This is a genomic window from Kitasatospora sp. NPDC088742, from assembly GCF_055584905.1.
In genome coordinates, this window is record NZ_JBVJLD010000009.1 from 158,833 (window position 1) to 180,184 (window position 21,352).

General features: G+C 72.4%; 19 protein-coding genes. 6 read left to right on the top strand and 13 right to left on the bottom strand.

Annotated features, from left to right (window positions below; genetic code table 11):
- Nucleotides 1-14: 14 nt before the first annotated feature.
- Nucleotides 15-872, bottom strand: a complete 858-nt coding sequence (locus tag ACZ6ZR_RS10915; protein ID WP_465641592.1) for a menaquinone biosynthetic enzyme MqnA/MqnD family protein — start codon at nucleotides 870-872, stop codon at nucleotides 15-17.
- A 334-nt stretch (nucleotides 873-1,206) separates the two neighbouring features.
- Here ACZ6ZR_RS10915 and ACZ6ZR_RS10920 point away from each other — a divergent pair, with 334 nt between their 5' ends.
- On the top strand, nucleotides 1,207-1,410 hold the full coding sequence (locus ACZ6ZR_RS10920) for a cold-shock protein (RefSeq protein ID WP_345283882.1): 204 nt from the start codon (nucleotides 1,207-1,209) through the stop codon (nucleotides 1,408-1,410).
- 190 nt (nucleotides 1,411-1,600) lie between these two features.
- Here the strand turns inward: ACZ6ZR_RS10920 and ACZ6ZR_RS10925 are convergent, their stop codons facing one another.
- Nucleotides 1,601-2,068, bottom strand: coding sequence for a DUF1453 domain-containing protein (locus ACZ6ZR_RS10925; RefSeq protein ID WP_465641547.1), 468 nt, complete (start codon nucleotides 2,066-2,068; stop codon nucleotides 1,601-1,603).
- A 75-nt stretch (nucleotides 2,069-2,143) separates the two neighbouring features.
- On the opposite strand from ACZ6ZR_RS10925, the gene ACZ6ZR_RS10930 reads away from it, so the two are divergent.
- A complete protein-coding gene (locus ACZ6ZR_RS10930) occupies nucleotides 2,144-2,746 on the top strand; it encodes a TetR/AcrR family transcriptional regulator (RefSeq protein ID WP_465641549.1) in 603 nt (200 codons plus the stop codon).
- Between the two features lie 55 nt (nucleotides 2,747-2,801).
- Here ACZ6ZR_RS10930 and ACZ6ZR_RS10935 read toward each other — a convergent pair whose 3' ends face one another.
- Together ACZ6ZR_RS10935 and ACZ6ZR_RS10940 are read right to left on the bottom strand one after the other, a co-directional pair.
- On the bottom strand, nucleotides 2,802-4,121 hold the full coding sequence (locus ACZ6ZR_RS10935) for a dicarboxylate/amino acid:cation symporter (RefSeq protein ID WP_465641551.1): 1,320 nt from the start codon (nucleotides 4,119-4,121) through the stop codon (nucleotides 2,802-2,804).
- Nucleotides 4,122-4,422: 301 nt separating this feature from the next.
- Nucleotides 4,423-5,886 (bottom strand): penicillin-binding transpeptidase domain-containing protein, encoded by a 1,464-nt coding sequence (locus ACZ6ZR_RS10940; protein WP_465641594.1) that lies wholly within the window; start codon nucleotides 5,884-5,886, stop codon nucleotides 4,423-4,425.
- Nucleotides 5,887-6,140: 254 nt separating this feature from the next.
- Between ACZ6ZR_RS10940 and ACZ6ZR_RS10945 the strand changes: the two genes are divergently transcribed.
- Nucleotides 6,141-7,340 (top strand): MFS transporter, encoded by a 1,200-nt coding sequence (locus ACZ6ZR_RS10945; protein ID WP_465641553.1) that lies wholly within the window; start codon nucleotides 6,141-6,143, stop codon nucleotides 7,338-7,340.
- Nucleotides 7,341-7,415: 75 nt separating this feature from the next.
- On the opposite strand, the gene ACZ6ZR_RS10950 is transcribed toward ACZ6ZR_RS10945, so the two are convergent.
- The 7 genes from ACZ6ZR_RS10950 to ACZ6ZR_RS10980 all read right to left on the bottom strand — a co-directional run bounded on the left by ACZ6ZR_RS10950 (nucleotide 7,416) and on the right by ACZ6ZR_RS10980 (nucleotide 16,254).
- Nucleotides 7,416-10,643: an SdrD B-like domain-containing protein gene (locus tag ACZ6ZR_RS10950; protein ID WP_465641555.1), complete on the bottom strand. Its 3,228-nt coding sequence runs from the start codon at nucleotides 10,641-10,643 to the stop codon at nucleotides 7,416-7,418.
- A 76-nt stretch (nucleotides 10,644-10,719) separates the two neighbouring features.
- The gene (locus ACZ6ZR_RS10955) at nucleotides 10,720-11,742 is read right to left on the bottom strand and encodes a LacI family DNA-binding transcriptional regulator (protein WP_465641557.1); all 1,023 of its coding nucleotides are present in this window, start codon (nucleotides 11,740-11,742) and stop codon (nucleotides 10,720-10,722) included.
- Between the two features lie 35 nt (nucleotides 11,743-11,777).
- Nucleotides 11,778-12,110 carry a DUF4229 domain-containing protein gene (locus ACZ6ZR_RS10960; protein ID WP_465641559.1) on the bottom strand — a complete coding sequence of 111 codons (333 nt, stop codon included), beginning with the start codon at nucleotides 12,108-12,110 and terminating at the stop codon, nucleotides 11,778-11,780.
- 97 nt (nucleotides 12,111-12,207) lie between these two features.
- Complete coding sequence (locus ACZ6ZR_RS10965; protein ID WP_465641560.1) at nucleotides 12,208-12,732, bottom strand: GNAT family N-acetyltransferase; 525 nt, start codon at nucleotides 12,730-12,732, stop codon at nucleotides 12,208-12,210.
- Between the two features lie 32 nt (nucleotides 12,733-12,764).
- Complete coding sequence (locus tag ACZ6ZR_RS10970; protein ID WP_465641562.1) at nucleotides 12,765-14,108, bottom strand: MFS transporter; 1,344 nt, start codon at nucleotides 14,106-14,108, stop codon at nucleotides 12,765-12,767.
- Nucleotides 14,109-14,195: 87 nt separating this feature from the next.
- Nucleotides 14,196-15,437 (bottom strand): MFS transporter, encoded by a 1,242-nt coding sequence (locus tag ACZ6ZR_RS10975; protein WP_465641564.1) that lies wholly within the window; start codon nucleotides 15,435-15,437, stop codon nucleotides 14,196-14,198.
- 346 nt (nucleotides 15,438-15,783) lie between these two features.
- On the bottom strand, nucleotides 15,784-16,254 hold the full coding sequence (locus ACZ6ZR_RS10980; RefSeq protein ID WP_465641566.1) for an ATP-binding protein: 471 nt from the start codon (nucleotides 16,252-16,254) through the stop codon (nucleotides 15,784-15,786).
- A gap of 406 nt (nucleotides 16,255-16,660) precedes the next feature.
- Here ACZ6ZR_RS10980 and ACZ6ZR_RS10985 point away from each other — a divergent pair, with 406 nt between their 5' ends.
- Both ACZ6ZR_RS10985 and ACZ6ZR_RS10990 read left to right on the top strand, forming a co-directional pair.
- Entirely contained in the window at nucleotides 16,661-17,290 is a 630-nt protein-coding gene (locus ACZ6ZR_RS10985) for an RNA polymerase sigma factor (protein WP_465641568.1), read from the top strand.
- Nucleotides 17,287-18,366, top strand: coding sequence for a zf-HC2 domain-containing protein (locus tag ACZ6ZR_RS10990; protein WP_465641570.1), 1,080 nt, complete (start codon nucleotides 17,287-17,289; stop codon nucleotides 18,364-18,366). Before ACZ6ZR_RS10985 ends, ACZ6ZR_RS10990 begins: the two co-directional genes overlap by 4 nt.
- 9 nt (nucleotides 18,367-18,375) lie before the next feature.
- Here ACZ6ZR_RS10990 and purU read toward each other — a convergent pair whose 3' ends face one another.
- Together purU and ACZ6ZR_RS11000 are read right to left on the bottom strand one after the other, a co-directional pair.
- A complete protein-coding gene (gene purU, locus ACZ6ZR_RS10995) occupies nucleotides 18,376-19,242 on the bottom strand; it encodes a formyltetrahydrofolate deformylase (RefSeq protein ID WP_465641572.1) in 867 nt (288 codons plus the stop codon).
- Nucleotides 19,243-19,348: 106 nt separating this feature from the next.
- Complete coding sequence (locus tag ACZ6ZR_RS11000; RefSeq protein WP_465641573.1) at nucleotides 19,349-19,795, bottom strand: SCO4402 family protein; 447 nt, start codon at nucleotides 19,793-19,795, stop codon at nucleotides 19,349-19,351.
- A gap of 251 nt (nucleotides 19,796-20,046) precedes the next feature.
- On the opposite strand from ACZ6ZR_RS11000, the gene ACZ6ZR_RS11005 reads away from it, so the two are divergent.
- Nucleotides 20,047-21,327: an ABC transporter substrate-binding protein gene (locus ACZ6ZR_RS11005; protein ID WP_465641575.1), complete on the top strand. Its 1,281-nt coding sequence runs from the start codon at nucleotides 20,047-20,049 to the stop codon at nucleotides 21,325-21,327.
- The last annotated feature ends 25 nt before the right edge of the window (nucleotides 21,328-21,352 follow it).

Sequence of the window (21,352 nt, forward strand, 5' to 3'; positions counted from 1 at the left end):
TGCGGGGCGCAGCACTAGACAGTTTGGAGGAGCCTCACCTGGACGTCAGGGGCGAAGCCGGAGTCGTGGCCGGTGCGGCGGGCGAACTCGGCGATGCCGGCCAACTGGCGTTCGCCGAGGGAGTAGTCGAGGGCCTCGGTGAAGTAGCGCTCCAGGAGCGGGGCGTCGAACTCCTCCCACCGGGCCGCCTGCTCGGCGACGAGCCCCGCCTCGGCGAGCGAGAGGTCCCGCGACTCCAGGAAGGCACGGTGCACGGCGGCCACCGTCTCGGGGTGGCTCTCCACGTACTCCCGACGCGCGGCCCAGACGGCGAAGACGAACGGCAGCCCCGTCCACTCCTTCCACATCTGGCCGAGGTCGTGCACCGCCAGGCCCTGCTGCGGTGCCTGCTCCAACGAGGCCCGCAGCGCCGGGTCCCCGATGAGCACCGCGGCGTCCGCGCCGTCGAGCATCCGCTCCAGGTCCGGCGGGCAGGAGAAGTACTCGGGCCGGACGCCCTCCCGCTCCTCCAGCAGGAGTTGGGCCAGCCGCACCGAGGTCCGCGAGGTGGAGCCGAGCGCGACCCGCTTCCCGTCCAGCTCGGACAGCGGAAGCTTGCTGACGATGACGCAGGACATCACCGGGCCGTCGCTGCCGACCGCGATGTCGGGCAGGACGACCAGCTCGTCGGCGTGCCGCAGGTACTCCACGCAGGTGATCGGGCCGATGTCGAGAGCTCCGTTCACCAACTGGTCGCTCAGCTTCTCGGGGGTGTCCTTGCTCAGGTCCAGGTCGAGCAGGTTGCCGGTTCTGGCCAGGCCCCAGTAGAGGGGAAGGCAGTTGAGGAACTGGATATGTCCCACTCGGGGCCTTACCGCGACGGTCACGTTGATCCTTCCGAACTGCCCGTTTGACGCACTGTTCGCAGGGTATGCCTGCCCGCCTCCGCACCGGTCACCGGGCACCCGCGACACACACGCGACACACACCTGACGTGGCGTTGGTCACCCCTGGTCGGGGCCGCCTCTGCGTGCTACGGTTCCACTCAGTTGCAGTTTGATTCCCCTTGCAGTACTTGAAGCCTGCGGAGCATGTAACCGCGGGCTTTTTGTAGTTTTTCAGCTTTATCGAAAAACTCCGGACCCACTCCGGAGGCGGGGCGATCAGCGCAGCGGACCGGTTGCCACACGGTGTGGTCTCCGAAACGTCCCTCGCAAGGAGAACGGCATGGCTCAGGGAACCGTCAAGTGGTTCAACGCTGAGAAGGGCTTCGGCTTCATCGCCCAGGATGGCGGCGGCCCCGACGTCTTCGTCCACTACTCCGCCATCAACGCGAACGGTTTCCGCTCGCTGGAGGAGAACCAGGCGGTCTCGTTCGACGTCACCCAGGGCCCGAAGGGCCCGCAGGCGGAGAACGTCACCGCTATCTGATTCATCCTCTCGATGATCTGATCGCTCTGGACCCCTGCTGGGTCCGGCAACGGTCCGACGGACCGTCAGCAAGAGCATGACGAGCAGTACCAAGGGGGCCCATCCCGCGTCTTCGGACCCGGCCGGGCCCCCTGCCTTTTGCCCTGACGGACCTGGCGGACCTGGTGGACCCGGCTGCCCTGGCGGCCCGTCAGGAACGGGCGAACGGCGCCCCAGCGGCCAGGGCGCGCAGCGCCAGGGCCGCCGACTCCCCCAGGAAGCTGACCCCGAGGGCGAGTTCGGTCGGACGGGCCTCCTCGGGCAGACCGAACCGGGTGGCCAGCAGGCCGTAGCCTGCCGCGGCGGCCGCCGAGAGCAGCAGCACCGCGAAGGTCCGGACGGTGTACTGCTGGTGGAGCACGCCGCCCCTGACGGAGAGCCGGACGGTGGTGCCGCGCAGGGCGCCGGTGGCGAGACCGAGCAGCAGGCCCGGGACGGCCAGGGCGTAGTCACCACCCGTCAGACCCTCGGCCCGGAGCAGTGCACTGACCCCGAGGGCGGTCAGGATCACCGGAGCCGCCACCAGCCCCCGCAGGTCGAGCGGTTCGCCGCGCACCCGCCGCACGGCCACGACCACCACCCCGGCGAGCACCAACGCCGCCACCAGCCAACCGTTCACGTCACTCCCCCGTCGTTTCGTAGCACGGCCGTGCCACGAAGAGGGAATGTAGCCCACCCGTGCTATAACGACAACATGCCCAAGATCGTGGATCCGGACGAACGCCGCGCCGCCGTCGCCGCGGCCGTCCTACGGGTCGCCGCCCGGGACGGCCTGGCCGCCGCCTCGCTGCGCAACGTCGCCGAGGAGGCCGGGCTGGCGATCGGCTCCGTCCGGCACTACTTCGCCGACCACGACGAGCTGATCCTGTTCACCATGCGGGAGTTGGTCGGCCGGATCGACACCCGGGTGACCGCCGCCGTCCGCCGGCTGCTGGCCCAGGCGGACGGGAACCACCGGCTGCGCGCCGAGGCCCTGCTGGAGGAGTTCCTCCCGCTGGACGCCACCCGCCGCGAGGAGGCCGAACTCTGGCTCGCCTTCACGGTCGCCAGCCACACCCGGCCGCACCTGCGGCCCTACGCCCGCCAACTCCAGGACTCCCTGCGCACCGTCCTGGCCAAGCTCCTCCGAGGCGCCGTCACCTCAGGCACCCTCCCCGCCACCCTGGACGTCGAGTTGGAGGCCCACCGCCTCTCCGCCCTCCTCGACGGCCTCACCTTCCAAGCCGTCGTGGAGCCCGACCGCGTCACCCCCGCCCTGATGCGGCGCATCCTGCGCGCCCATCTGCACTCCGTCTGAACGGGCGACGGCCCGCCTCCCCGGGTGGGGAGACGGGCCGTCAGAAGAAGGAGCGTCAGGCCGCGACGGCGACCTTCTCACCGCGGGGGGCGTCCTCGGCGAGGAGGTCGCCGGTGGGGTTGTTGTAGGCGGTCAGGTCGAGGGTCTTCTCGCGGGCCGAGACCAGGATCGGGACGACCGACTGACCGGCCACGTTGGTGGCGGTGCGGATCATGTCGAGGATCGGGTCGATGGCGAGCAGCAGGCCGACGCCCTCCAGCGGGAGGCCCAGGGTGGAGAGGGTGAGGGTGAGCATCACGATCGCGCCGGTGAGGCCGGCGGTGGCGGCGGAGCCGATCACCGAGACGAAGGCGATCAGCAGGTAGTCACCGATGCCGAGGTGGATCCCGTAGACCTGGGCGACGAAGATCGCGGCCAGCGAGGGGTAGATCGAGGCGCAGCCGTCCATCTTGGTGGTGGCGCCGAACGGGACCGCGAAGGAGGCGTACTCGCTCGGGACGCCGAGCCGCTCGGTGACCCGACGGGTGACCGGCAGGGTGCCGACGGAGGAGCGGGAGACGAAGGCCAGCTGGATCGCGGGCCAGGCGCCCCGGAAGAAGTTGACCGGGTTGAGGCCGGCGGCGAAGCGCAGCAGCAGCGAGTAGACGCCGAACAGCACGATCGCGCAGCCGACGTAGATGTCGATGGTCAGCGTGGCGAACGGGCCGAGCAGGTCCCAGCCGTACTTGGCGACGGACTTGCCGATCAGGCCGAGGGTGCCGAGCGGGGCGAGCCGGATGACCCACCAGAGCGCGGTCTGGGTGAGGTCGAGGACCGACTCGCTGAGCTTGCGGACCGGCTCGGCCTTCTCACCGATCTTCAGGATGGCGGCTCCGACCACCACACCGAGGAAGACGATCTGGAGGACGTTCACCTCCAGGAAGGCGTCGGCGATGTTGGTCGGGACGATGCCGGTCAGGAAGTCGACCCAAGTACCCGCGTCCTTGGGGGCCTTGAGGCCCTCGGTGGAGAGCGAGGCGCCCCTGCCCGGGTCGGTGAGCAGGCCGAGGCCGAGGCCGACGCCGACCGCGATCAGCGAGGTGATCAGGAACCAGAGCAGGGTGCGACCGGCCAGCCGGGCCGCGTTGGTGACGTTGCGCAGGTTGGCGACCGACACCACGATCGCGGTGAAGACCAGCGGCGGGACGGCCAGCTTGAGCAGCTGGACGAAGGTCTTGCCGATGGTGTCCAGGGTGGTGGTCAGCCAGGAGACGTCCTGGACCCGGGCGACGTAGCCCAGGAGGAGGCCGAGGACCAGGCCGCCGACGATCTGCACCCAGAACGGGGTCTGACGGACCTTCTGCAGGAAGGAGGGCGCGGGGGCTGCTGTGGACATGGCGATGCGGCTCCGGGGGGAGTGGGGTGAGGAGAGTGACCTGGGGGCGGGCGACACGGCTGTACGGAGCGGGGAGGAGCTCAGGCGCGACGTGCCGCCGGGATACAGCTGACGCAGCGACAGCCGTTGTCCACAGCGGTGGCCAGGCACGCGGAGCGCACGAGCGGGGAGCTCGCGTCACGCATCCGGAAGGCGCCTGGGGTGGTCATGGTCAGTACAGTAGCAACAAACCTTTGAGATGTTCAAAGTACTACTTTCAAATGTGACCACGAACCACCCAGAGCTGGTCAGGTCCGTTCCGCTACTTCCTCAGGTACGCCTGGGTCATGGCCTTGGCCACCGGCCCGGCCAGCCCGCCGCCGGTGATCTCGTCCCGGTCCTCGGAACCGTTGAGCACCACGGCCGCCGTGGCGATCTTCCCGCCCTTCCCGTCCTCCGCGTAGGAGGTGAACCAGGCGTACGGGATACCGGAGTTGTCCACCCCGTGCTGGGCGGTGCCGGTCTTGCCGCCCACGGTGAGGCCGGGGATGCGGGCCGCCTTGCCGGTGCCCTGCTCGACCACCGTGACCATCGCGGAGCGCAGCTGCCCGGCGGTCCGCGCGCTCATCGCCTGCGCCTGCCGCTCGGGGTCGAACTGCTGGACGGTACGGCCGGAGTGGTCGGTCAGCCGGTCCACCTCGAAGGGCTTCATCAGCACCCCGTCGTTGGCGATCGCCGCCGAGACCATGGCCATCTGGAGCGGGGTGGCCGTCACCGAGAACTGCCCGATGCCGGTGAGCGCCACCTGCGAGGACTCCATCCCGGACGGGTAGACACTGGTGGCGGCCCGCACCGGGACGTCCTGCTTGGTCAGGTTGAAGCCGAACTTCTGTGCCTGGTCGGTGAGTTTGGCCTCGCCCAGGTCGGCGGCGGCCTTGGCGAAGACGTTGTTGCAGGAGTACTGCAGGGCCGTCCGCAGGGTGGCGTTCAGACACGGCGCGGAGGCGTTCTCGTTGGTGAGCACGGTGCGGGTGTTCGGCAGGGTGTACGGGTTGGGGCTGTCGGTCGGGGCGTCCACGTCCTTGTAGAGGCCGTTCTCCAGCGCGGCCGCGGCCACCACCAGCTTGAAGGTGGAGCCGGGGGCCAGCGTGGTGCGCAGTGCGCCGTTGACCATCGCCTTGCCCTGGTCGGCGCCGAGCCGCTGCCACTCCTGCCCGGCCGCCGTGTCCCGGCCGGTGATCCCTGACGGGTCGTAGGACGGGGTGGAGACCAGCGCCAGGATGTGGCCGGTGGCCGGGTCGATCGCCACCGCCGCGCCCTGCCGGCCGCCGAGCGCGTCCCAGGCGGCCTTCTGCACGGCCGGATCGATGGTGGTGACCACGTCGCCGCCGGCCGGGCGGGTACGGGTGAGCCGGTCGGTGACCCGGTCGACCGGGCCGGCCAGCCGGGGGTCGGAGCCGTCGAGCAGATCGGCGTAGAGGTTCTCCAGCTGGTTGCTGCCGTAGGCCTGGGAGGTGTAGCCGGTGACGGGGGCGTAGAGCGGGCCGTCGGCGTAGCTGCGCTTGTAGGCCAGCGACCCGTCGGTGGCGGTCGAACCGGTGACGGGCTCCCCGCCCACCAGGATGTTGCCGAGCGGCTGGGAGTAGCGGTCGATCGCGACGCGGGCGTTGGCCGGACTGCTGGCGTACTCGTCGGCCTTGGCCACCGCGAGCCAGGTGGCGCGGCCCATCAGGGCCAGCACCAGCAGCAGGCAGAACAGCGAGGCCCGCCGCAGCGGGGTGGCCATGGCATCTCGGGTCGTTCGCGTCTTCATCCGTTCCAGTCCCGCCTCCGGACACGGCTTCCCGTCCGTGCGGCGGCTGGTCACGGCCGGTGTCCCTGGCGGCCTGGTGCGTCATCAGCTGTCGGACTAATCGACGACGAACGATCGGCTCCGGTTCCCGGCGGCGGACCGGAGCGAGATTGACCCCGGTCTGGTTATACGTATAACTTAAGGGCTTGCCACCCCCTGCTCACGCCTGCCCCGGGAGACCGAATCCGATGGGCTATCTCGCCCTGCTCCGCGCCCCCCACGTCACCCGCCTGCTGCTCGGCACCCTGCTCGGCCGCCTCCCGGCCGGCATGACCGCCCTGGTGATCGCCCTCGCCCTGCGCGAGGCCGGCACCCCGTACAGCCGGATCGGGCTGGCCACCGCCGCGTACGCGATCGCCGCCGCGATCGGCGGGCCGGTGCTCGGGCGGATCGTGGACCGGACCGGCCAGCCCCGGGTGCTGCTGGCCTCCGCCGTGGTGGCCGGCGGCGGCTACGCGCTGCTCGCACTGGCACCCGGCTCGGCCTGGGCCGCGCCGCTCGGAGCCGCGGTAGCCGGGCTGGCGATGCCGCCGCTGGAGCCCTGCCTGCGCTCGCTCTGGCCCGAGGTGGTGACCGAGGAACAGCTCGACACCGCCTACGCCTTCGACTCGGCCACCCAGCAACTGCTGTACGTGGCAGGCCCGTTGGCGGTAGCCGGGATCGCCGCCGGGGCCTCCCCCACGGTCGCGCTGTGGACCGCCGCCGGGCTCGGCCTGGCCGGCGCCCTGGTGGTCGCCACCGCTGCCCCCTCCCGCGCCTGGCGCGCCCCGGCCCGGCACGCCTCCTCCGGCCTGCTCGGCCCGCTGCGCTCGCCCGGCCTGGTCCTGCTGCTGCTCGGCCTGGCCGGCGCCGGCTGGGCGGTCGGCGCGCAGAACGTGCTCTTCATCGCCTACGCCGAGCAGCACCCCGACGCACTCCCCGGCGGCGCCGGAACCCTGCTGGCCCTGGCCGCCCTCGGCGGGCTGCTCGGAGCGCTCGGCTACGGCGCGGTGAAGTGGCGCAGCTCCACCGCCACCCGCACCTGGGTGCTCGCCCTCGCGATGGCCGCCTCCTACCTGCCGCTGCTGCTGCTCCCCTCCCCCGGGCCGATGGCCGCGCTCGCGCTGCTCTCCGGGATCGGGCTGGCGCCGCTGCTGGCCGCCGCCTTCGTGCTGATCGCCGAGCTGGCGCCGACCGGCACCGTGACCGAGGCCTTCGCCTGGCTGATCACCCTGTTCGCCACCGGCAACGCGGCCGGCTACGCCGTCTCCGGCGCCCTGGCCGAATCCGCCCTCCCCGGCGTCGCCCTCTGCGCGGCCGGCGGCATCACCCTCGGCGGCCTCCTGCTGCTCGCCGCCCGCCGGCTGTTCCACCCGATGCCGGCGCCCGCACTGGTCGCGGCAGCGTAATCCGGGGGACGTGGCCACACCTCTGGGGCGCGAGGCTCTGCTGAGCCCCGCGCCCCTGTCGGACCCTCAGATGCCTCAGCCGTGGCGGCCCCGGCGGCGGGCCGTGGTGACCATCAGGCCGAGCATCACCAGGACGGTGGCCAGCGCGACCAGCGGGCCGGCCGAGGAGGAGCCGGTATCCGGGAGGGGCTTCGGGTGGGGGGCCGGTGTCGGCGGCACCGTCGGGCTCACGGTCGGGCTCACGGTCGGGGTGACCGTCGGCTCCGGGGTCGGGGTCGGTGACGGGTCCGGGCTGGGGCTCGGCGGCGGGGTGGGCTCGGGCGGCAGGACCAGGCCCAGGTCGATGTTCAACTGGGCGGTGCCGCCGGTGAGTTGAACCACCTCAGTGAGACCGGTGACCGGATCGGCGTCCGAGTCCTCCGGGGAGGCGGCGGTCCGCCGGACGGCGTCCCGGATGGTGACGCTGCTGCCGGCCGGGATGGTCGCCAGGTCGAAGCGCACCTGGTAGGAGCCGTTCGGCAGCTTGGCGAAGAGGTACTTGCCGTCCGCGCCGCTGGTGGAGGTGACCGGCTTGCCGGTCTTGTCGCGGACCTCACGGCCGCGGCCGTCCAGCAGGTACGCGGTGACCCCGGCGACTCCCGGCTCGCCCGCGTCCTGGAGGCCGTTCTTGTTGAGGTCGTTCCAGACGAAGTCACCGAGCGAGTTGTCCGGCACCGTCGGCCAGTGCACGCCGACGCCCACCTTGGCGGGCTCGGCGGGCAGCAGCGGCTGGCCGGTGTTGTCGGTTGCGGTGTAGGCGAAGCTGTTCCAGGCGAAGGCGTTCTCGTCCGCGTCGTAGGAGGCGACCATCGGCCAGGTGAGCATGAACAGACCGCCGGGCGCCAGCGTCCCGGGACGGCTGACGCGGAACCAGGTGGCCGCTCCCGGGCCGGGGAAGGTGGCGCTCCAGGCCGCGTTCGGGTTGCAGGCGGCGACCGGGGTGCTCGGCAGCGAGGCCGGGCGGCAGGGCTCGGGGTCGGTGGTGTACTCGATCACCACGGTCGGGTCGCTGCTGGTGATCGGCTCGGTCAGCGAGGGGGTCCAGGAGCTGCCGCGCTCGGTCTCCGGCCGCAGCACGTAGCCGTCGCCCGGGGTGGGCAGGCGGTCGTAGGCGGTGAAGTCGGTGACCGGGTCGGCGGAGTCGTTGCGGACCGTCATCCGGTAGGAGATGGCGCCGCCCGGGGAGGTGGTGCCGGAGGAGCCGTAGTTGGTGTCCTGATCCCCCTTCACCTCCTTGAAGGCGCGCAGCACGGCGGGCACCTGGATCTCCACCTGGGAGGAGGCCGGGCAGAGGATCTCGGTGGTGTCGCCGTTCTGGTTGAGGTCGTCGACGTCCGGGACCCCGGTGTTGGTCCCGTTGTAGTAGCAGGCGACCGGCACGGTGGGCTGATCGGCCGTCACATAGATGTCATTGGTCAGGGTGCCGGGCTGGGCGCTGCCCGCGATCATCGCGTCGAACAGCACCCGGTAGGCCTTGTCGTCGTGCAGGTAGGTCATGTCGGGCGCGCCGGCCGGCCAGGTCATCCGGAGCAGCTGGCGGCCGTCCTTGCCGGGCAGCACCTTCACCTCGGACGGTCCCTTGGCGCCGGACCACGAAGGGTCGGGCCGGACCGAGCCGTCCACGTAGACCACGCCCGGCGGCAGCAGGTCGAAGAGCACCAGCGGCCGGTCCAGGTCGTGCCCGGTCCGGTTGTACGGGATCACCTGGAAGGTGGTGGTGGCGCCGGGGGCGACCACCGCGCCGGAGACGGTGGTCTTGGCCGCGCCGAGGTTGGTGGCGTCGGTGACGGTGAGGTTGGCGCAGGCGTTGGCCCGCGCGGTGTCGGTGCCGTCGGTGGCGACCACGTCCACGCAGTTGGTCAGCGGCTTGGGCGCCACCCGGCCGTCGTGGCCGCGGTAGAGCACCTGGCCGGTGACCTGGACCGAGTTGCCCGGGCTCCAGCCGGTCGGGATCGGCCCGGTCCAGCGGAACCGCAGGCCGTCCAGCCAGCGTCCGGCCGGGATGCCGAGCACGTCGTTGGCCGGGTCCCCGGCGCCGTCCCTGACCATGATCCGGCGGGCCGCCGACCCATTGAAGGGGGTGCCCGGGGTGAAGGCGAGCCAGCTCGCGTCCCCGTTCAACCGGTACTCCAGGGTCATCCCGATCGTGGTCGGGGCCCACGGCGAGAACTGGAAGCTCTGCGGGTAGATCCAGTTGTAGAGCCCGTCGGTGGTGCCGGCGCCCGGGTCGGTCAGCACCAGGCTGGTGGCCGGGCCCGCCAGGTTGGTGGCGAACAGGCTGAAGCTGGCCAGGTCGCCGGAGACGATCTTGTCCACCCAGGTCTTGGAGGTGCTGACCTGCACGCCGGTGCTGGGGTCCTGGAAGACCGGGGAGGTGGCGGTCGCCTCGGAGAGGTCCCGCTCCGGGTCGGGGCCCAGCGGGTCGCCCTGGAGGGTCACCTTGTTGTCGGCGGTGGTGCCGCTAGGGAAGGCCGGGTCGGGGAAGTTCACCACCAGCGCCCCGGGGTTGAGGCAGCCCGCCTGCCCGTTCCCGGAGCGGAACGCGCCGATGTCGAACTCCCAGGTGTTGTCCGTCCCCGGCACCTTGGTCCAGCCCGGGGAGCGCGAGGTGTCCACCACCGCGCCGGGCGGCAGCACGTCCACCAGCTTGGAGGTGTCCAGGTCGACGTTGGGCACCTTGTCGGTGGAGCAGGCGCTGAACTGGTAGGTGACGGACCGTCCGTCCTGGCTGGCGGTCTGGACGCCCTTGGTCACCTTGTACTGCGGCTGCACCACGGCGGTGGTGGTCGCGGTGTCGGTGATCGGGGTCTCGCCGTCGGCGGTCAGCGTGGCGCTGTTCACGGCCTGGGTCCCGTTGGCGGTGGTGAAGTTGGGGTACTTCACCACCACGGTGGCGGTGGCCGTGGTCCCGGGGGTGAGGTCCTTCAGCTTGATGGTCATGGTCTGGCCCTTGGACCCGGCGGCCGGGACGGTGGAGCCGTCCACGTCCACCGTGGAGGCGTCCGGGGTCCAGCCGACGAACTCCACCTCGGGCGGCAGCTGGTCGGTGATCACCGGATTGGTGCAGTCCGAGACCGAACAGGTGTAGCGCAGGGTGTAGGTGACGTTCTGCCCCGGAGCGGGGTTGGCCGGGCTGACGTCCTTGGTGAAGGTGACCGCCGCCTGCGCGGGAGGTGCCACCACCATGCCGTTCAGCAGTGTGCCGGCCACCAGGCCGAGAGCGGTGAGCAACCTGAGGGGGTGGCCCCGGGGAATCTTGAGCATGGGGCCAGTGCAACCCCTGAGCGGCCGTCAGCCCTGGTGCCACGAGCGGGTTTCACCCGGCGGGACCAACAGATCGTCAGATGAGCGGCCGGGTGGAGCTGCGCTCGACCAGCCGGGTGGCCAGCGGCGGTACGGGCACGGCCGGCTCGCCCCGGAGCAGCGCGGCCAGCGCGGCCACCCCGGCCCGGCCCAGCTCCTCGCCGGGCAGGTCCACGGTGGTCAGCGGCGGGGCCAGCAGGTCGGCGACCGGGATGTTGTCCATGCCGACCACCGAGACGTCGTCCGGGATCCGCAGGCCCAGCTCGGCCGCCGCCTGGTAGACCCCGGAGGCCACCACGTCGTCGTCGCAGATCACCGCCCGCGGCCGGTCCGGCCGGGCGAGCAGCTCGCGCGCGACCTCCCGGGCGGCCCGCTGACCGTCGTTCAGGGTGACGCCCAGCTCGACCACTTCGAGGCCCCGGGCGGCCTGCTCGAAGGCGGCCTGCCGGACCCGGAAGGTGTACGCGGAGTGGGTCGAGCGCAGGTGGCCGATCCGGCGGTGGCCGAGCCCGGCCAGGTGCTCCACGGCCGCCCGCATGCCGCCCGCCACGTCCAGCTCGACGGTGGGCCGGGTGCGGCCGGTCTCCGGATCGGCCAGCGCCGGGTCGGCGTCCAGGAAGACGGCGGGGGTGTTGGCGGGCAGCGCGCCGAGCTGGCTGTCGTCCGGGGAGCAGACCAGCAGGCCGTCGAAGCGGCTGGTGGTGGCGGCCTCGGCCAGCGTCGCGCTCCCCCAGCCCGAGCTGACCACCACGGCCAGCCCGTGCCGGCCCGCCTCCTCGTGCACCCCGACCAGCACCCGGCCGAAGAACGGGCCGAGCATGTTCGGCACCGCGAGCAGGATCATCCCGCTACGGCCGAGCCGGAGCTGACGGCCCGCCGCCTGCGGCCGGTACCCCAGCTCCCGGGCCGCCTCGCGGACCCGCTCCCTGGTCGCCGGGGAGACCCGCTGGCCCGCCTCCGAACCGGAGAACACCAGGGAGACGGTGGCCTGCGACACCCCGGCCAGCCGGGCCACGTCCCGCCCGGTCGGACGGCGTGGCACCGCGGCGGGCTCGGGCATGGGTTCGGGCGTGCTCATCGGGCGGGCGGGAGCGGTCAGTTGGCGGCGGTGGTGCGGGCCGCCTCGGCGGCCCGGGCCGCGTCGTCGGCCGCGTCCTCCTCGGCGGCGACGGCGGCCGAGCGGGACCGGCGGGTGGCGACCTTGTCGGCCAGCTGCGCCGACATCGCGTCCCGCTGCTTGCTGAGCAGGACGTAGCTGAGCGGAGCCGAGACCACGCCGGCGATCAGCACCAGGAAGACCACGCCGGTGTTCCCGGTCACCGGGATGATCCCGTAGCGGCCGAGCAGCAGGGAGATCAGCAGGCAGGACAGGAAGATGCTGACCCGCATCGAGGTGTAGCGGAGCGTGGCGTGCTTCTGGCTGCTCACGGTGGTGTCCTTCACGGCGGGGGTACGGCTGGCACGGCAGTCCAGTGAAACACGACCTGACGTCCCGGAGCCGCCAGGGTCCCGAGGTGACCTCCGGTCAGCCGAGCGGGAGCCACATCGTCACGTCGTCCCGGTCGTCGCCGGGCCCGACCCGGATCGCCCCGGGCACCCGGCCGACCTCGGTGTAGCCGCAGCTGCCGTAGAACCTCTCCAGTCCGTGCCCGCCGCGCAGGGTCAGCCGAAGGCCCGTCAGACCCCAGCCGGTGGCCACCCGGGCCGCCTCGCCGAGCAGCTCGGCACCGTAGCCGCGCCCCTGGAAGTCCGGGTGCACCATGACCCGCTTGAGCATCCGCCAGTGCTCCATGAGATCGAAGCGCATCGACTCGAAGAACAGCAGGGCGGCCAGCCGGCCCTCCGGCTCGCGGCCGATCAGCAGCACGTCCGGCTGGCCCGGGCCGGTGCCGCCGAACTGCTTCTCCGCGGTCGCCCAGACCTGGTTCTCCGTCACCGGCGGCACGAAGCCGACCGCGCCGCCCGCGTTGGTGACGTCCGCCCAGAGCGTGATGATCTCGGCGCGCAGCTCGGGCGTCAGCTCGGGGGCCAGGGTGAAGGAGAGCGTCATGATCCCCGAGCCTAGAGCCTGTCCGGCAGGCTCTATTCGGCGGTGACCGGCTCCTTCGGGGTGACCTGCGGCAGCGCCTCGTGGTGCTCGTGGCCGGGGGCGGGGTCGGGGGTGGGGCGGGAGATGCCCGGGCCGAGGGCCAGGCAGAGCACCACGGCCACCGCGCAGAGTCCGCCCGCGGCGTACCAGGCCAGGTCGTAGTCGCCGAAGCTGTCGCGGGCCAGACCGGCCAGCCCGGCGACCACGGCCGCACCGATCTGGTGGCAGGCCAGCACCCAGCCGAACACCACCGGGGCGTCCGCGCCGAACTCGCGGCGGCAGAGCGCGATGGTCGGCGGCACGGTGGCCACCCAGTCCAGGCCGTAGAAGATGATGAAGGCCAGGATCGGCGGCTGGAGCGAACCGGCGAACAGCTGCGGCAGGAAGAGCAGCGAGACGCCGCGCAGACCGTAGTAACTGACCAGCAGCACCCGGGAGTCGAAGCGGTCGGTGAACCAGCCGCTGGCCACCGTCCCGACCACGTCGAAGACGCCGACCAGGGCGAGCAGGCTCGCCGCGGTGGTGACCGGCATGCCGTGGTCGTGCGCGGCCGGGATGAAGTGGGTGCCGACCAGCCCGGCGGTGGTCGCCCCGCAGATCGCGAACGAGCTCGCCAGCAGCCAGAACGCCCGGTCGGTGACGGCGTGCCGGAGCACCCGCAGGCTGCGCAGGATCGCGCTGCCCTCCACCTTCTGCACCTCGGGCTCCTCGGTCGCGCCGTACGGCAGCAGACCGAGGTCGGACGGGCGTTCGCGCATCAGCAGCAGCACCGGGACGGCCACCACGGTCGCGCTGATCGAGACCACCACGACGGCCGTCCGCCAGCCCTGGCTCTGCACCATCCAGGCCAGCAGCGGCATGAAGACCAGGTTGCCCGCGGCCCCGGCGGCCGTCAGCACGCCGGTGACCAGGCCCTGCCGGGCGGCGAACCAGCGGCCGGTGACGGTGGTGGCGAAGGCCCCCGCCATCGAACCGGAGCCGAGGCCGACCATCACGCCCCAGCAGAGGATCAGCTGCCAGCTCTGGGTCATCATGATGGTGAGTCCGGCCCCGACCGAGATCGTCAGCAGGGCGCAGACCACCACCAGGCGGACGCCGAAGCGGTCCATCAGGGCCGCGGCGAACGGGGCCGTCAGGCCGAAGAGGGTCAGGTTGACCGAGACGGCCCCGGCCACGGTGGCGTGGGACCAGCCGAACTCCGCGTGCAGCGCGTCCATCATCAGACCCGGCGTGGACCGGAACCCGGCCGAACCGACCAGCACCACGAGGGCGACCGCGGCCACCACCCAGGCGTAGTGGAGGCGTGGGGCGCGGGTGCGTTCACCGGTTCTGGTCACGGCCGACAGCGTAGGGACCGCCCGCCGCGACGTACACGGGACATCCGTTCAACGTGCAGTCCACAGCCGGTTTCCCCGCGCTCCCGTTCAACCGATCCGCCGCAGCCTCCGGACCGGCCCGGCGAGCAGGAGCGCAGCCACCGTCAGGAGGGCGACGAAGATGCCGAGTTCGAGGGTGCGGGTGGTGCCGAAGGCGGTGGTGGCGGGGCCGGCGAGGGCGCTGCCGACCGGGAACATGCAGACGGAGCCGGCCACCTCGTAGGCGTGGATGCGGTTGAGGACCTCGCCGGGGACCTGGGTCTGGACGCTGGTGGCCCACATGACGCTCCAGAAGGTGAGGCCGACGCCGACCACGAACTGGGCGGCCCCGAGCAGCCAGACCGGCCAGCCGGCCACCAGGCCGATCGGGTAGAGCGGGAACACCACCATGGCCACCGCTCCTGCGGCGAGCGGCCGTTCGGGCTTGTAGCGGATGGCGAGCAGCCCACCGGCCACGGTGCCCGCACCGAGCGCGCAGTTGAGCACTCCGAACACGGTGGAGCCGTACTGCGGCACCACCAGGCCGGCCGAGATCGGCTGCAGCGGCCCCCAGGAGAAGACCGTGAAGGCCATCCAGATCAGGATCACGCCCCAGAGCCAGCTGCGGGAGCGGAACTCGTGCCAGCCGACCACCAGGTTCCGCCAGAGGCTGTCCCCCGGCGGCGGGGCCGGGACGGGGCCGAGCCGGAGGGCGAGGAGGCACAGCGCGCTGATGCCGAAGGTGACGGCGGCGATCACCATCACCCAGCCGGTGGCGGCTGCGCCGACCAGGACGCCGGCCAGGGCCGGGCCGATCAGGGTGGTGAGGGCCTCGGCGGTGCGGAGCACGCCGTTGGCGCCCTGGACGTCGCGGGCGACCAGCGGGACGGTGGAGGCGGCGCCGGGCTGGAACATCGCGGCGGCGGTGCCGGCCAGCGCGAGCAGCACGTAGAGGTGCCAGAGCTGGTCGATGCCGCGGAAGAAGAGGACGGCGAGCAGCGCCCGGGTGGTGAGGTTGGTGAGGTCGGCGGCGATCATCATCCGCCGCGCGGTGAAGCGGTCGGCCAGCACGCCGCCGAAGAGCACGAAGCCGGCGAACGGGGCGAACAGGAAGGCCAGCGCGAAGCCGACGGTGCCGAGGCCGTGGCCCGCGCCGATCAGTCCGGCGGAGACCGCGACGGGGAGCATCGCGTCGCCGAGCAGGCCGGAGCTGCGGGCGGTGAAGTAGTAGCGGAAGTTCCTGGACCAGATGGCGGGTTGGTCATCGGCCGGGGCGGCGACGGTGGGGGCCTGGGTATCGGGGAGCGTCACCCCAGCAGTTTTGGTCCAGACCACTTGGACGCGCCAGCGATTTAGGGTCACGATCCCGCAGCTTCGGCGGTCAGGCGGCGGCCGCTGTTCCGCCGCCGCCCGACCGTGGGCGCGGGCCCTGATTCCCGCGCTCCGAGTGCTCCGTGCTCGCCGAGGAAGGGCCGACCGGGCGCTCGGCAGCTGCTGATCCCCCATGCTGACCGCACCCGGTGATCCCTCGGCGTCCCCTCACGACGGAGAACTGCACCCAAGAGTGATCAGTCGGATACGTCACGTCAATGGGTTGTCGGAAATTCGGAATGGTTGCGGCGCATTTACCGGGCGCGGGGGGCGCACACCCTGATGGCTAGGCGATCAGTGCGCCCCCGGAGCCGCCCGCGCCCTCCAGGGCCGGGAGGCTCGCGGAGCACCCCGCGATCTCGCACCAGACCCGCTTGCCGGAGCCGTCCGGGTACCAGCCCCAGCTCTCGCAGAGCAGCTCGACCAGCTCCAGCCCGCGCCCGTTGGTGGCGTCGCCGGAGGCGTGCCGGGGCACCGGGGCACTGGTGCTGCCGTCCGCCACCTCGACCCGGACCCGGCTCGGCACTGACGCACCGTCACCCTCGGCCAGCGGCACGGAGAGCCGGAGCACCGCCGGCGAGCCGGTGTGCACCACGGCGTTGGTCACCAGCTCCGAGACCACCAGGACCAGCGTCTCGGCCAACGGGGCGTCCGGGTCCAACCCGTGCCCCTGGAACCGCGACCGAACCCACCGACGGGCCCGCCCGACCTCGGCCGGGTCGGCCCGCACCGCCAGCTGGACCTGAAGTACCTGCACCGCTCACCACCCGCACTCGCAGTTCGAGGCCCGGTCGGACCGGCCGCGGCCCCGTCACGAATACGCCTCAGAATGGTCCGGCCGGACATTCGCAGCAAGCGCTTCGGGCATATTCCAGCGTCAGAAGGACAGTGCAGTGCATACTGTCCCGCTCACCCTGGCGACCGTCGCACGGACCGTCGTCCGGCCACCCGTACCCACCTGCTCGTCGAGGGTGCCCCGGGCATGACGAAAGGTACCGCGCGGCGGCTCGGATCTGACGACCGCCACGAGCGAACCACCCTTCCTACATGTGTCCACCACCACTCGAACATCGAATGGCGGTACGGTCCGCCCCCACTGACGAATCGAAACCTCTTCGTACGATTCCCCCCACCGGCGCACCCCCGCGGGCTACCGTGACCAGGTGGACAGCCCCGCACCTCCGCCGAGTTGGGACGAACAGATCCACCGGCGGCTGGCCCGCGGCGAGGAGACCGCGCTGGCCGAGCTCTACGACCGGACCGCCCCGCTGGTGCACGGCCTGGCCGGCCGCATCCTGGCCGACGAGGACGCCGCCGTGCAGCTCACCCGCGAGGTCTTCGCCCAGCTCTGGGAGCACCCCGACTCCTTCGACCCGCGCCGGGGTTCGCTCCGCGCCTGGCTCGGGGCGCTCACCCGACGACGGGCCCTCGACCGGCTCCGCTTGGAGCACGGCCCCGACGGACCGCCGCCCCGCGCCCGCACCTCCGACCTGGTCGACTCGCTCCCCGACCACCTCCGCGAGACCGTCGCCCTCGCCTGGCTGGAGGGCCACGACTACCACGAGACCGCCCACCGCCTCGGCCTCTCCGAACAGACCGTCAAGGACCGGCTCCGCCTCGCCTTGTCGCTGGTTTCGGACGAACGTGGTGATGCCTCCGGGGGCGCGAATCGGGAGGCGGCTCACCTGCAACTGAATCACCGTCAGCCAGTCGCAGGTGCTGCCGTTCCCCTGCGCGCAGTTCCTCGCGCCCCTGGCGGCGCAGCCTCGTGCGCCCCCGGCGGGAAGCCGTGACCCACGAGGAGTGCCGGTCGCTGCTCGGGGCCTGGGCGTTGGAGGCCTGTCCGCGGCGGGAGGCGGCCGAGGTGGGGCGGCACCTGGCGTCGTGCCCGGAGTGCGCCGAGGAGGCGGTGCGGCTGCGGGAGGCCGCCGGCAGGCTCGCGGCGGAGGACCCGCTGGACCCGTCCGAGGCGCTCCGTCAGCAGGTGCTGGACTGGTGCCTGGCCCGCCGCGCGCCCGAACTCCCGGTCCCCGCCTGGGCGGCGCCCTACGCGGCGGAGACTGCCAAGCTGGACGCCCTGCTGCGCGACCTCGGCCCGCAGGAGTGGCAGGAGGTGGCCGAACTCCCGTGGCACGGCGGGGTGGAGCACTGGCGTCCGGCCGAGGTGCTGGCCCATCTGACGGCGGTGGACGGCTACCTGGCCCCGGCGCTCGGCCTGCCCGACCCAGTACCGGCGGAGACGCCGGCGGAGGCCGCGCCGAGGGTCCCCGGGCAGCGTTCCCCGGCGGAGGCCGTGCTGGAGCGGACCGGGCGGCTGCTGGCCGCCCAGCGGGTGCAGGAGGCGGCCGCCGTCCGGGCCCGCTGGCGGGAGCAGGGGCACGCGCTGGTGCGCAACGCCGCGCTGCGGCCCCGGGGTTCGGCCGAGGTGGACTTCGGCTTCGCCCGGCTGCCGCTGCGGGACGCGTTCGTCGACCGGGCGTTCGAGACCTGGGTGCACGGCGACGACATCGCCCGCGCGGTGGACTACCCCTACCCGCCGCCGCGCACCCGGCACCTGCGGCTGATGGTGGACCTGGCGGCCCGGATGCTGCCGCTGGCACTGGCGGCGGCCAAGGGCCCCGCCACGGACCGCCCCGGGCGGGCGGTCCGGCTGGTGATCGACGGGCCGGCCGCCGGGGAGTGGCTGGTGCCGCTGGACGGGACGGCCGCCGAGGGGCCGCCGGTGGCCGAACTGGTGCTGGACGGGCTGGAGTTCTGCTCATTGGCGGCCGCCCACCGCAGCCCCGACCGGATCCCGGCGGGGCAGCACGGCGACCGGGGCGCGATCGCCGAACTGCTCAGCGCCGCGCCGCTGCTCTCCAGGCCCTGAGACCGACCGTCAGGCGAAGACCACCGTACGGCTGCCGTTCAGCAGCACCCGGCGCTCGCTGTGCCACTTGACCGCCCGGGCCAGCGCCTGGCACTCCACGTCCCGGCCGAGCGCGACCAGCTGGTCCGGCGTCACGTCGTGGGTGACCCGGGCCACCTCCTGCTCGATGATCGGGCCCTCGTCCAGGTCGGCGGTGACGTAGTGGGCGGTGGCGCCGATCAGCTTCACGCCCCGGGTGTGCGCCTGGTGGTAGGGCTTGGCGCCCTTGAAGCTCGGCAGGAAGGAGTGGTGGATGTTGATGATCCGTCCGGTCAGCGCCTTGCAGAGGTCGTCCGAGAGCACCTGCATGTACCGGGCCAGCACCACCAGGTCGACCTGCTCGGCGGCGACCAGGTCGAGCAGCTGCTGCTCGGCCTCGGCCTTGTTCTCCCGGTTCACCGGCAGGTGGTGGAAGGGGATGCCGTAGGACTCGGTCAGCTCGCGGAAGTCGGTGTGGTTGGAGACCACCGCGGCGATCTCCACCGGCAGCGCGCCGATCCGGGTGCGGAACAGCAGGTCGTTCAGGCAGTGCCCGAACTTGGAGACCATCAGGACCACCCGCATCCGCTCGCTGCTCGGGGTGATCTGCCAGTCCATCCGGAACGAGGCGCCGATCGCGGCGAAACTGGCCCGCAGCTTCTCGGTGCTGACGGGGTGTTCGGCGGCGAAGTGCACCCGCATGAAGAACAGCCCGCTGTCGGCGTCGCCGAACTGCTGGCTGTCGATGATGTTGCAGCCCGTCATGAAGAGGTAGCTGGAGACCGCGTGCACGATCCCCTGCTTGTCCGGGCAGGACAGCGTGAGGACGTACTGGGAGCTGGCGGTCTGCTGGTCCACGGGACGTTCCGTTCTTCGGTCGCGGGGCGGGTCGTCCAGGCTTTCACACTCCGGACGCGACCCGCCCCGCTGACCGCACTGCGGGACACCGGCCGACGGCCTCGGCTCAGCCGACCCGGGTGAGGATCCGCAGCACCTCCAGCGAGCGCGGCGGCCCGTCCGGGTCCTCGCCGTCCGCCAGCGTCAGCCGAACGTGTGCCTCGCGGGCGGCCGCCACCGCGGCCGGCCAGCCGGGGTGGCCCAGGTAGGCGGCGGACGGGGCGTCCGCGCCTACCTCGTGCATCACCTGGAGCACCGCCAGCACGGCGGCGTCCACCAGGGCGGCCTCCTCCGCGTCCCGCAGGAAGGTGCCCAGGTACTTCTCGGCCGGCCACCGGTCCAGCCAGCTGTCCTCGACCAGGCGGTAGACGGCGTCGGTCACGTCGCCGTAGCCCGCCTGGCCGGTCAGCCAGGTGCGCTGCTGGAAGTCGGGGTCGGCGAGCATGTGCAGGGCCGAGCGGATCCGGGCGCGCCAGCGCCACCACGGCAGGTCGTTGATCGGCATGCCGCCCATCGTGCTGGAGCCGTGCCCGGTCCGAGAAGGGGTTCGGGCCGAACGATGCGAAGAACTTGTACTCGCGGACATGGGGATCGATGCTACGTGCCCGGACATTGCACGTTCTACCCGCGTCGCGCAACGCGTGCGCCCGGAGTTCCGTCCCCGTTTGCCGTTCGTTCGCTTTTCATCCCCTCTTGCGCACCCTGACCGGTCGAGTCTGAATCCGGGCCGGTCAGGCCTGCACGTCCGAGGAGGGGCAGAGCATCATGAGGCGCAGCGGATCGCCCGACCACACACCGACGACCGACACCGCGGCTCCAGGTGGCCGAGGCCGCCGGACCGCCGCCGTGGCCGCCGCCGCCCTGCTGCTGCCCGCCCTCCTCTCCGCCTGCGGCGGCCCCGCCGACGCGGCCGCGACGGAGGAGGTGACCGTGATGACCTGGGCACCCTCCGGCACCGGCGCCACCGACCGCCCCGGCATGACCGCGCTGGCCGAGGCGATCGGCCGCGAGCTCAACTCCACCGGCGGCCTGTTCGGCCGCAAGGTCAAGGTGCTGACCTGCAACGAGCAGAACTCCCCCGACGGCGCGGCCGCCTGCGCCGACCGGGCGGTGGCCGAGCACGCGCTGGCCGTGGTCGGCTCGTACAGCCAGTACGGCGACAGCTACATCCCGGTCCTGGAGAAGGCCGGGATCCCGTACATCGGCGGGTACGGGCTCTCCACCCCGGAGTTCAGCAGCCCGCTCTCCTACCCCGTCTCCGGCGGCACCCCGGCCCTGATCGCGGGCAGCGGACGGCAGCTCACCGAGGCCGGCTGCAAGACCATCGCGCTGATCCGCCCCGACACCCGGGCCGGCGACACCCTGCTCGGCTACCTGGCCGGGGCGCTCAAGGGCTCCGGCATCAAGATCAGCGACATCAAGTCGCCGGAGCGGTCGAACGACTACACCGCCATCGCCAGGAAGGCCATCGGGGACGACAAGGCCGGCAGCTGCGTGGTCGCCGCGCTCGGCGCCGAACCGACCGCCAACCTGCTCGACCCCTACCGCCGCCTTGAGCCCAAGCGCACCCAGCTCGCCTCGGTGATCGGCAGCTTCCAGCAGTCGGTGGTCGACTCCACCGGCGGCGACACCGGCCCGCTCGGCGGCGCCTACGCCACCGGCTGGTACCCGCCGGAGTCCTCGCACGTCTGGAACGTGCTGCGGACCACCGTGCGGCAGCAGGCCGGCGGGGCCGTGATCGACGTCTCCGACCCCGGCGTGCAGACCACCTGGGTCGCCTACGAGGTACTACGGACGGCGGTCGAGCGGGCCGGCAACGAGAAGCAGCTCACCTCGAAGGCGCTGCGCAACGTGCTCGACAGCGGCGAACCCATCGAGACCGGCGGCGCCACCCCGGCCCTCAGCTGGGGCATGACCAACATGCTCCCCAGCGCCGACTCCCCCCGCCTGGTCAACACCTCGGTCACCTTCCAACGCGTCCAGGGCGGCCGCCTCGCCCTCCAACGCGAGGGCTTCGTCGACGTCCGCACCACCCTCGCGGGCTGACCGACCCCGCCTCGGAGCGCCCCGC